The 10670-nt window shown below is 68.2% G+C and carries 13 protein-coding genes and 1 pseudogene; 2 read left to right on the forward strand and 12 right to left on the reverse strand.

Features of this window, described 5'->3' with window-relative positions:
* Positions 1-123: 123 nt before the first annotated feature.
* Together KLK06_RS58450 and KLK06_RS58455 are read right to left on the reverse strand one after the other, a co-directional pair.
* Complete coding sequence (locus KLK06_RS58450; protein WP_214644581.1) at positions 124-396, reverse strand: hypothetical protein; 273 nt, start codon at positions 394-396, stop codon at positions 124-126.
* A 229-nt stretch (positions 397-625) separates the two neighbouring features.
* Positions 626-791 (reverse strand): annotated as a pseudogene (locus KLK06_RS58455) (FtsK/SpoIIIE domain-containing protein); the annotation flags it as partial.
* Positions 792-873: 82 nt separating this feature from the next.
* On the opposite strand from KLK06_RS58455, the gene KLK06_RS58460 reads away from it, so the two are divergent.
* Both KLK06_RS58460 and KLK06_RS58465 read left to right on the forward strand, forming a co-directional pair.
* Positions 874-1791, forward strand: coding sequence for a UTP--glucose-1-phosphate uridylyltransferase (locus KLK06_RS58460; RefSeq protein ID WP_250907711.1), 918 nt, complete (start codon positions 874-876; stop codon positions 1789-1791).
* 280 nt (positions 1792-2071) lie between these two features.
* Positions 2072-3901, forward strand: coding sequence for an ABC transporter ATP-binding protein (locus KLK06_RS58465; RefSeq protein ID WP_250907712.1), 1830 nt, complete (start codon positions 2072-2074; stop codon positions 3899-3901).
* Positions 3902-3920: 19 nt separating this feature from the next.
* Here KLK06_RS58465 and KLK06_RS58470 read toward each other — a convergent pair whose 3' ends face one another.
* From KLK06_RS58470 to KLK06_RS58515, 10 genes are all read right to left on the reverse strand, one after another.
* Complete coding sequence (locus KLK06_RS58470; RefSeq protein ID WP_214644564.1) at positions 3921-4664, reverse strand: VOC family protein; 744 nt, start codon at positions 4662-4664, stop codon at positions 3921-3923.
* Positions 4665-4853: 189 nt separating this feature from the next.
* A complete protein-coding gene (locus tag KLK06_RS58475; RefSeq protein WP_214644565.1) occupies positions 4854-5261 on the reverse strand; it encodes a hypothetical protein in 408 nt (135 codons plus the stop codon).
* Between the two features lie 195 nt (positions 5262-5456).
* The gene (locus KLK06_RS58480; protein ID WP_214644566.1) at positions 5457-6227 is read right to left on the reverse strand and encodes a SigB/SigF/SigG family RNA polymerase sigma factor; all 771 of its coding nucleotides are present in this window, start codon (positions 6225-6227) and stop codon (positions 5457-5459) included.
* Between the two features lie 106 nt (positions 6228-6333).
* Positions 6334-6831, reverse strand: a complete 498-nt coding sequence (locus KLK06_RS58485; RefSeq protein ID WP_214644567.1) for a hypothetical protein — start codon at positions 6829-6831, stop codon at positions 6334-6336.
* A gap of 6 nt (positions 6832-6837) precedes the next feature.
* A complete protein-coding gene (locus KLK06_RS58490; RefSeq protein WP_214644568.1) occupies positions 6838-7167 on the reverse strand; it encodes a hypothetical protein in 330 nt (109 codons plus the stop codon).
* Between the two features lie 434 nt (positions 7168-7601).
* Positions 7602-7898, reverse strand: coding sequence for a GlsB/YeaQ/YmgE family stress response membrane protein (locus KLK06_RS58495; protein WP_214644569.1), 297 nt, complete (start codon positions 7896-7898; stop codon positions 7602-7604).
* 233 nt (positions 7899-8131) lie between these two features.
* A complete protein-coding gene (locus KLK06_RS58500) occupies positions 8132-9103 on the reverse strand; it encodes a LysR family transcriptional regulator (protein ID WP_214644570.1) in 972 nt (323 codons plus the stop codon).
* An 88-nt stretch (positions 9104-9191) separates the two neighbouring features.
* Complete coding sequence (locus KLK06_RS58505; RefSeq protein WP_214644571.1) at positions 9192-9389, reverse strand: hypothetical protein; 198 nt, start codon at positions 9387-9389, stop codon at positions 9192-9194.
* Positions 9390-9528: 139 nt separating this feature from the next.
* Positions 9529-9702, reverse strand: coding sequence for a CsbD family protein (locus KLK06_RS58510; protein ID WP_214644572.1), 174 nt, complete (start codon positions 9700-9702; stop codon positions 9529-9531).
* 200 nt (positions 9703-9902) lie between these two features.
* Positions 9903-10214 carry a UBP-type zinc finger domain-containing protein gene (locus tag KLK06_RS58515; protein WP_250907713.1) on the reverse strand — a complete coding sequence of 104 codons (312 nt, stop codon included), beginning with the start codon at positions 10212-10214 and terminating at the stop codon, positions 9903-9905.
* Positions 10215-10670: the final 456 nt, after the last annotated feature.

Below are 10670 nucleotides of genomic sequence, written 5' to 3' on the forward strand. Positions count from 1 at the left end.
CGACGACGTTGCGCGCCTTGTAACGTTCGGTGTCGAAGCCGGTGGGCCGTCCCCCGGCCGAGCCGCGCCGACGGCGGTTGGCGCGTTGATCGCGTGGTTCGGGGATGGTGTGGCGGATCGCCCTTAGTCGCTGCCGATCGCCACGAACACCGACGTGGGCGGCTCCCAGTAGGCGATGCGGACTTGCCGCAGCCATTCCTCCACCACGGCGCGGTGCGGCTGGGCGGGCAGCGGTGTGCGCGCGGTGTCGAAGGCCTTCTCCGTGGTCGCCAGTAGCGTGCGCGCTTCCTCGGTGTCACCGGCAGCGACCCGCTCACCGAACGCGCGGATGGCGTCGGGGTCGGGCAGTCGGATCGGCAGGTGCCCGGTCTCGTACAGTTCGCGGCCCTGGTACAAAAGCCGGGCGAGATGGCGGGCATGCTTCGCGGTGCGCTTGCGGGTGTCGGCCGAGAACGAGCCGTCCTCCGGGGGGTGTAGCCGGGAAGTCCGGACAGGATGGTGGGCAGGTCTTCAGGCTTGGTCAGCACTGAGCCGGAGTGGGCGGTCACGATCAGCTCGGCGGGCTGGATCAGCAGGCACGTGTCGGTAGCCGGTCGCGGGCCGGGTGTCGACCATGCGTACCTCCTCGGGGTGGTTCGCATCAGAATGGAGGTGATCACCCCGTTGATGCACACGGATTTTCCGACGCCGGTGGCGCCTGCGGTGAGCAGGTGGGGCATCTTGGCGAGGTTCGTGCGGCCCTCGACGTCTTTGCCGAGTCCGGCGATCATCGGGTGCAGGTCCTTCTGCGCGCTGGCGTGAGCCGGAGCGTTGCTAGCGTTGGACCGTGCCGTGCTGGTCGGCGCGGTGTGCCGCTCAACGGAAAGAGACCTGATGCGCCCGACGATCCGCAGGGCAGTGATCCCCGCCGCCGGACTCGGCTCCCGCCTCCTGCCGCTGACCAAGGCAATCCCCAAGGAGATGCTGCCGGTCGGCGACAAGCCGGTGATCGAGCACACCGTACGCGAGCTCGTCGCCTCCGGCATCACGGACATCACCATTGTCGTCTCCGGCGGGAAATCCCTGATCCAGGACCACTTCCGGCCCAACCCCGCCCTGGTGCGGCAACTGCGCGCCGACGGCAAGACCGCCTACGCCGACGCTGTGGAAGAGGTCGCCGAGCTTTCCCGGCAAGGCCACATCACCTACCTCGACCAGCACGGCCCGTATGGCAACGGCACCCCGGTCTTGAACGCCGCCCACGGCATCGGCGACGAGCCGATGCTCGTCCTGTGGCCCGACGACGTGTTCGTGGCCGAGGTACCCCGCTCCCAGCAGCTGATCCGCGCCTACGAGGCCACCGGCTGCCCGGTGCTGGCCCTGATGCCCATCGACCGGCAGGACTCCGCGCGCTACGGCGTGCCCGTGGTCCAGGAGGACCTCGAGGGCGGCCTGCTGCGGATCACCGGCCTGGTCGAGAAGCCCAAACCCGCCGACGCGCCCTCCACGTACGCCGCCATCGGCGGCTACGTCGTCACCCCCGCCATCATCGACGAGCTGCGCGAGCAGACCAGGCGCTGGTATGAGCACCGCACCGGCGAGGTCTACCTGACCGATGCCATCAACGCCTGCGCCGGCAGCCACGTCGTATACGGGCAGGTCATCTCCGGCCGCTGGTACGACACCGGCAACCCGGCGGACTACCTCACCGCCCAGTTCGCCTCCGCCCTGGCCCACCCCGAGTACGGGCCGCTCCTGCGCCGCCTCGCCCGCGACCTCGGTGACAACGACCGCCCCGGCACCGACATCTGATCCTCGGCTGTTGGCGCCGACAAGCCCGCGGTCGTCGACGAGGGCGGCCTCCTCGATGCCGGCCGGCACAGGATCCTGTACGGCCTCCTGGATTCGGCGGGCGCGGCTGGGCCGGTCATCCCCCCGCGGAGCGGTCGCGCGACGACTGACGGCCAGCGGGGTCGGCCGGATGCGGGTGAGGCCGGTGAGCCCCGATCCAGGTGGCCGGAAAATCAGTCGCCTCCACGTACGCCCTGCGGCAGCATGGTCACGGACGGTTGCCGGGGTTCGGGAGGGGCGGATGGCTGTGCTCGGAACACTTCAAGGCTCCGGAGGCGCTTCATCCGTACGAAAGTCGGCGGTCCTGCTCGCGCTGCGTCACTACTCCGGTGAACTGGTGCGCCAGTGGCGCGTCGCGGTACCCGCGCTGACGATGCCCGCGCTCGGGAACATCTGCCTGTTCTACCTGGCGCCGCTGGCGGTAGCCGGCATCGTGGGGCATCTGTCCGCCGGCGGCGACGGCTCCGTCGGCGCGCTCCTGCCGTACGTGCTCAGCTTCGCCGGGTTGCTGCTGGCCGGTGAGGTGCTGTGGCGGATCGGGCTGCATTTCCTGAACCGTGCCGACGCCCGCGGCATCGAGCACCTCGGCGTGGTGGGCATGGACGAGTTGCTGACCAAGGACACCGCGTTCTTCCACAACAACTTCGCCGGGTCGCTGACCAAACGGGTGCTGGGGTTCTCCTCCAGATTTGAGGACTTCGTCGACACGCTGACCTTTTCCATCATGGCCAAGGTGGTGCCGATCGCCTTCGCCTCGGTGGTGCTGTGGGCGTATCACCCGCTGCTGGTCTTCGTTCTGGTGGGCCTCATCATCGTCACGGGCTGCGTCGTCACGCCGCTCATCCGCCGCCGCCAGGCGCTGGTCGACAAGCGGGAGGCCGCCAAGGTGCGGGTCTCGGGCCACGTCGCCGACGTCCTGGCGAACATGGACACCGTACGCGCGTTCGCCGCCGAGGACCGCGAGGCCGCCGAGCACCGTGTCAGGGTCGCCGAGCAGCAGAAACTGTCGCTGCACTCCTGGGACTACGGCAACCTGCGCGTGGATACCGTGGTCGCCCCCATATCGATCCTCACCAGCGCCGTCGGCCTGCTGCTGGCCGTCGTGCTCCGGGGCGGTCTGGGCGTGGAGGCCATCGTGGTGACGTTCACCTATTACTCGAACACGATCGGCGTCATGTTCGAGTTCAACCAGATATACCGGCGCATGGAGAGCGTGCTCACCGAAGCCGCCCAGTTCACCGAGCTGCTGCTCGTACCGCCGAGTGTGGTCGATCCGGCCGACCCGCAGCCGCTGCGCCCGGCGGACGCGAGCATCCGCTTCGACCAGGTGACGTTCGCGTACGCCGGCGGTTCTCCCCTGTTCGAGCGCCTGGACCTGGACATCCCCAGCGGCACCAAGATCGGACTGGTCGGCCAGTCCGGCGGCGGCAAGAGCACGCTCACCCGGCTGTTGCTGCGCCTCATGGACATCGACCAGGGCCGGATCCTGATCGGCGGCCAGGACATCGCCCGCCTGCGGCAGGCCGACCTGCGCAGCCTCATCGCGTACGTGCCTCAGGAGCCGGCCATGTTCCACCGGTCGGTGCGGGACAACATCGCCTTCGCCCGGCCGGGCGCCACCGACGCGGAGATCATGCAGGCCGCGCGGGCGGCGCACGTCACGGAGTTCGTCGAGTCGCTGCCGAAGGGATTCGACACCCTGGTCGGCGAGCGTGGCGTCAAGCTGTCCGGCGGCCAGCGGCAACGGGTCGCCCTCGCCCGCGCCATTCTGCGCGACGCCCCGATTCTGCTGCTGGACGAGGCGACCAGCGCCCTGGACTCGGAGAGCGAGATCCTCGTCCAGGAAGCGTTGTGGGAGCTGATGCAGGACCGCACCGCGCTCGTGGTCGCCCACCGCCTGAGCACCGTCGTCCGCATGGACCGGCTCATCGTGCTGAACCGGGGCGAGATCGTGGAGCAGGGCACCCACGGCGAACTGCTTGAGTCCGAGGGCCCCTACGCCCGGCTCTGGCGTCACCAGTCCGGCGGCTTCCTGGTGGAGGACGACGCTCCGGACGCGCTCCACCGATGAAGCCTGTCAAGGCTCCGCGTCAGGACAGGGCGAGGACGCAGAACTCGTGGCCCTCCGGGTCGACCAGGCACGTCCACGGGACGTCGCCCTGGCCGAGGTCGAGGTCGGTGGCGCCGAGGGCCCGCAGCCGGGCCACCTCCGCCGCTTTGTCGTCACCGGGATACGGCAGCAGGTCAAGATGGACGCGGTCTGGCACGGTCTTCACGCCGGGCGTGCGGAGGAACTCGAGATACGGGCCGACACCCTTGGCGGAGCGCAACGCCGCATGATCGTCAGTCACCTCATGCAGGGTCCAGTCCATCGCCTCACCCCAGAACCGGGCCATGGCCTGCGGATCCACACAGTCGACCACCACCGCGGCGATCGGCCCGGTGTCCCGGTAGATCTCCCGAGGCTCCAGCACACAGAACTCGTTGCCCTCCGGGTCGGCCAGAACCGTCCACGGCACGTCGCCCTGACCCACATCTGCGGGCGTCGCACCGAGCTCCTTCAGGCGCGCGACCAACTCCGCCTGATGGGCGGCGGAGGTGGTGGCGAGATCGAGGTGCACACGGTTCTTTGTTGTCGTCTTGGGTTCCGGGACGGCGACGACGTCGACGCAGACGGCGACCGGGTCCGGCCAGACGAAGCCGCCGATGGGTCCAACGTAGGTGGTCACCGGTCCCTCGCTGGAAACACTCCAACCGAGCGCCTCCGCCCAGAACCGGCCGACCGCCGAGTGATCAAGAGCCTTTATGTTCACCTGAACAGGTCGCAGTGGCATGCCGGCGATCCTATGCGCCCGCTCCGCAACGACATCCGCAGGTTCCGTCCAGTGGGCTCAGCCCTGCCAGGTGAACTGGTCGGAGGACGAGCGCGCGCCAGGACCCGAACCGCTTGGAGTCCGCGACGCCGTCGTCGCGGCCTCGCCCCACCACGTGCACGACCGCGATGATCGCCTCACGGATGGGACTCAGACACCTTGGCCCGTACCGCGCTCCCGCTGGACGCGGGTCCGTACGATGCCGGGATACCACGCCGTGAAACGCACGGCGGCGATGATCGCGGCGATCTGGATGATCAAGCCGGTCCAGAGGTTGTCCGGGTCGCGCAGAACAAGATCCCCGTAGCCACCCGCGACTGCCGCGACCAGCAACGCCAGCCCCCAGACGCCGGTGATCACGTAGTTGGTACGGAGGAAGTCCGGCGAGTGCCAGTACGCGCAGTCGACCCGCTCGCGGGCGTACTGGAGGGTGAACGGCATCCGCACCGCCATGGAACCGATGGCGATAAGGACCAGCGCGATGTTCGACACCTCACCCGCGTACGTCTCCAACCAACGGCGCGTGCCCACGCTCGCGACCAGTCCCGCAGCCGTCAAGGCGGCGAAGAAGACTACGTCCGCGACCTCGAGCAGCTTCCAGGAACCGCCCCGCCGACCGACTTCCCGCTGGCTTGGCTGTCCATACCCGAACCTTCCGCAACGGGATCCTCACTCCCAGGGTGCGCGCCCTGTCCCGCAGGCGGCACCACCGGGGTAGAGGAACAGCGTGACCCCGCCCTCCGCATCGGGTGGTTAGTCGGTCAGTGCCTTGCGTAGCTGGCCCAGGACGTTGCGCAGGATGCGGGAGATGTGCATTTGGGAGAGTCCGAACTCGGCGGCGATCTCGGCTTGGGTCTGGTTGCCGTGGAAGCGCAGCAGCAGGATGTGCTTCTCGCGCGTGGGCAGGGCGTCGATGAGCGCCTTGACGGACTGCCTGCCGATGACGGTGTCCAGTGCTTCGTCGTTTTGGGGCAGGAAGTCGCCCAGGCTGGAGGAGTCGCCATCGTTGTTGACGGGGGCATCCAGCGACAGGGTGCTGTAGGCGGCCGAGGCGTCCATCGTCAGCAGGACGGCTTCCTCTGAGAGGCCCATCTCGGCCGCCAGGTCGGCAACGGTGGGCGAGCGGCCCAGGCTCTGGCTGAGGTCGGCGGACAACTTGTTCAGCTTCGAGCGGCGTTCCTGGTAGACGCGGGGAACCCGGATGGCCCACGCGCGGTCCCGGAAATGGCGTTTGACCTCGCCCGCCATGGTGACGGCCGCGTAGTGGCGGAAGTCGTGGCCGAGGTCGGCGTCGAACCCGTTGATGGCCTTGACCATCCCGACGTAGGCGGCCTGCAGGAGGTCTTCCACGGGTTCGCCCCGGTTGCGGTAGCGGCGCGCGATGGACTTGGCCATCCAGGCGTGCGTCTCAACCAGCCGCTCGCGCAGCCGTGCCTTGTGCGCTTGCGAGGTCTGCGGCTGGACCATTTCGATCAGGAGCTCTTCGGCGGTCATCTGTTCCAGGCCAGTGTCCAGGATGGCCATCCTTTTCCTTTCCGGTGCCTTGCAGACGCCCGGCGGTCCGCCGGTGGACAAGGACGGCCAAGGTCGGCGGGACGTGGTAAGCGTTCCCCGCACCAGCGGGGCGGGGCTACCGTGTCGCGTCGTCGTCGTGGTCGTGGTCGTGGGCGGCGGCGAGGGGCAGCAGCCTGTGCAGGATGTCGCGGTAGGAGCGCAGGGCCATTCTGAGCTGCTCGGTGTCGTTGTGGCCGGAGTTCTTCCATCGGTCCTGCAGCTCACGGATACGGCTTTCCAGGGCTTGATGGACCGAGGCCATCACTTCGTCCAGGAGCGAGTCGGCGCGTTGCACCGCATCGCGGGGATCGTCGACGAAGGACGTCTGAAGGTCGCGCCAGCGGTCCTGAACACCGGCCGGGTCGCTGTCGAGCAGAGACACCGCTGGTGCCGGCGTTGCGGGCGGTGGATGAGCCGGCCGGTCGAAGACGAGCTTGTCAGACGGTGTCGTCGGCGGGACATCGTCGGCGCTGTCGTGTTCCACAGCGGGGACGGGTACGGGCCGAAGCGGCGGTACATCGGCAGATTCGTCGGGGCGGTCATCACGGCGTTCGTGGTCGTTGCGGATGTCCATGTCGAGTCACCTTTGCTGGGATTCGTCCTGGAGTGCTGGTTGCTCGTGACGTGCTTCGGCGGGTTGAGGATGATGCTCGTCGCCGTTGTCGAGGAGGTCCTCGAACAGGACGCGGTAGTGCACCATGGCCTGCCGCAGGTCCTCGGTGGAGGTCTCGCCAGGGGCGGCGCGCCTGCTGATCTCGTGGGCCTGGCGGTAGTGGTGCAGGGTACGGCCGTGCGCCACCGACAGGTCCAACAGCTGCTGCTCGAAGTCTTCGGTGGGATATCCACGATCGGCCATGGCGGCCGTGACCAACTCGTCGGCCTCCGTGACAGCGGGACCTGGCGCGTCCACAAACCGCTCCTGGAGCGCAGTCCATTGCTCGGCGTAAGCCTGCCGGGACTCGGGGCTCAGCGGCGTGATGTCGAGCGCGGCGACCCGCTTCGCTCGGGCGCAACTCCTGCTCGGGGCCGAAACGCCGACGAAGGCGTTGCCGGCGAAGGCGCAGCGCAACGAAGCCGACGGCCAGTATCAGGACCACCGCCAGAGCGACGGCCAACCAGGTCATGGTGGACATGTCATCCTCTTGAAGATGTCGATGCCTTCGCGCCCCGGCAAAGGCGGTGGGTTGGACACGAGTTGATGGCCGGCAGCGGCACGCCGATACCGGTATGCCGACCGCCCATCAGGGCTGCCGCCCGTACGGCCTTGGCGCTTCCCTTTTCACAGGCGACTCACAGGCGACGATCGTCCGGGGCCGCCCTGCGAGTACCGTGAATGGGGCAGGGTCATCTGCGGCTGGCCCAGCGGCCCGAACGCTGACCCGAACGCCGGCCGGTGATCAGGTTGTAGGCGAGCAGCAGGACTGCCGCGCCGACGATGGCGCAGACCCAGGTGGACAGGTTGAAGAACCCCTGGACGCCGGCGACGTGGAACACCTGAGTGGCCACGAAGCCGCCCAGCAGCGCTCCGGCGATGCCGAGCACGAGGGTGATGATCAAGCCTTGCGAGTCTTTACCGGGGACCAGCATTCTGGCCAGCAGGCCGGCGACCAGTCCGAGGATGATCCAAGCGATGATGCCCATGGCCGAACTCCTCTGGCGGTGCATCGATGTCTGCGCGGGAACGGTCTTCCGGACCGGTCGAAGCAGGGGCCGGTCACCGCGGGAATGTCGGCGCCGACTGTCGAACTCGTTCGCCCTGAGCCAACACCCCCCGCGTACGGCACGGAAACAGGCGATCCGGAAAGGATTCATCTGCAGAACCGATCAGCAGCGGAAGGGGCTCCGTGACGCAACCAGCGTTGAAACCCGGCCCATCACACAGGCTCATCGCTGCGGCTGGTGACTGTCGGAACATCTTCGCCGGGTATCGGTTCGGTGGGCCGGGCGACGGATTGCAGCCAGCCGAGCCGCTGGGCGAGTTGCCGGGCGCTGTCGATGACGGCGGCGATGTGGGGCGAGGAGTTGGCGTTGTGCCACAACAGTGACCAGGGGTAGTACGTGACGGGGTCGGTCAGGGGCCGCCAGGTGGTGCCGGGCCGGTTGGACGTGCGGGAGGAGGAGGGGATGCAGTGCACGCAGCGGTGCTGGAGGACGAGGTCGGCGGCGGCGCGGGTGCTCTCGACGGTCCCCTCGTAGATGGTGGGCGCGAGGCCGGCCGACCGGCACAGCTCGATGACGAACTGGTTGAGCTCGGGTGTCTGCGCTTCCTCGCCGAGCAGCAGCAACTCATCGGCCAGGGCAGCGACGGGTACGGCGTCCAGGCCGGCGAAGCGGTGGTCGTCGGGCACCAGCACGCCGAGCGGATCGAGCCTGATCAGCTCGAAGGTCACCTCGTGCGGAACCTGCGAGGCATGCCCGATGCCGATGTCCAGGCGCCCGTCGGCCAGTTGCCGGTACTGCTCGGGAGTGCCCGCCTCGACCTGATGGATCGTGACGTCCGGATGGGCGCGTTGGAGCTCGCGCAGGATCTGCGGCATCGAATCGTAACCGGCGTCGATGATGCCGACCCGAAGCGTCGGTGTGACCGCGACGGCGTTGCGCGCGACCTGCTTGGCCCGCCCCACGTGGTCGAGAATCTGGCGCGCCTCGACGAGGAAGGCCACGCCCGCCGGGGTCAGGTCGACGTGATGGGTACTGCGATCCAGCAACCGCACCCCCAGCTCGCGCTCCAGCCGCTGCACCTGCTGGCTCAGCGCGGACTGCACGATGTGCTCCCGGGCAGCCGCCCGGCCGAAATGCAGCTCCTCGGCCAGCGTCACGAAATACCGCAACTGGCGCAGTTCCATGCCCGCCACCCCTCCCTCAACTGGGCGGCGCCGATATGGACCGTCTTCCTGCACTTTAGGCCCTCGCGCGGCCTGGACAGCCCTGCCACTACTTGCTGGGCTTGGGAGTCTGGCAGGCGATCTTCGGGTTCATGCCGAGATAGTTGAGCGGGCCGGCCACGACGGTCACGGCGACGGTGGCCACCTGGTTGCAGTTCTCGACCGGTCCGGTGAAGTAACCGCGTTGGGCCGCCGCGACGGCGCCGGCGATCAGCCACAGGATCAGCACTAACGATGCGAAGCGCATCGCTTCTACCTCCGTCTTTGTCATTGTGCGGGGAGTGTCGGAGGCGATGAGGGGAACGACTCATCGCGGAGTGCCGCGGTATCCGGGCGGGACCGGTTCGCGGCCCGGCCCCGCCGGGCGGCCTGCCGGAGACGGAGGATCAGCGCTTGAAGGCGCCCTTGATCTTCCGGCCGGCCTGCTTCAGGTTGCCCACGAGCCGATCGGTCTTGCCCTCGGCCTGCAGGCGCTGGTTGCCGGTGGCGCGGCCCAAACGCTGCCTAGCCCAGCCCTTGACGACCTGCGCCCTATCTCTGATCTTCCTATCAAGGCTCATCGTGATTTCTCCTTCACCGCCCCGCTCGGCCATCACCCAGGCAGACCATTGATCCGCCCGCCCGTCAGCCATGACCCCGCGCAGGCGGCTTGGATTCCCAGTGTCCTCCCCGGCCCGCAGTGGGGAAACGAGCAATGATGAGGCCGGTTATCACTGGAATCGATGAGCCTACGTTGAGGCCGGGGCCGGCAAGATGCTGCTCACAAGCCCCGTTCGTGGACGTAACACCAGCGCCAGGCCATCTCCGGCGCCAGCGCCCCGACCACCGGATGATCGGTCTCCCGGTAGTGCTCCCTGGCATGACCGCCCGGCGAATCGTCGGAACAGGCCACCCAACCACACGTCAGGCACACCAGCAGGCGCGTCCAGGACAGGCCGAGAACCAGGCATCCTGCGCACTGCGGCAATCCGTGCTCAGCTCCCGGAGCTATATCAAGATGCTCGCACCGTGGCGCCTGACCGTTCAGGCTGCCCGCCGCGCTCACCTCCATGCCATCGATCTTCAGGGTCATGACGACCCTCCTCGGGCGACAGCCGGCACCAGGTGTGCCGACTGATCACCTTCAGTAGACCCGATCGGCTCACCAGCGGAAACACGCAATCGCAGCAAGCGCCATCACCAGCCGCGATCGCCAATCCCAGCACACCCCGATGAACGGGCACCAGGGATGGCCGGGAAGACGTGCCGACAGCGAGTCCCGGCCCTGAGCGCCACCGAGGGAGGCACCGCGCCACCCGACCAACACCTGGCCGGTGATCGCCGCTGGTGATAACCCTGGCTGGCATCGGTGGTTTCCGCTCCAGCGAGACTGCTGGATGATCAGGGCACTGCATCGCACGACACCGCTCACGCTGGCACCCTGGCAACGTGTTCACGCCGCCGCTTCGACCTCGCGGCCCTCTTGTCTCCCGTACTCCCCTGTAGGAGCCCGGCATGAGTACCAAGGACGCCGCCAGCGCCCCCGCTT

Origin of the sequence: Nonomuraea sp. NEAU-A123 (assembly GCF_018603905.1) — a bacterium.
In the GTDB taxonomy this organism is placed as follows: Bacteria; Actinomycetota; Actinomycetes; order Streptosporangiales; family Streptosporangiaceae; genus Nonomuraea.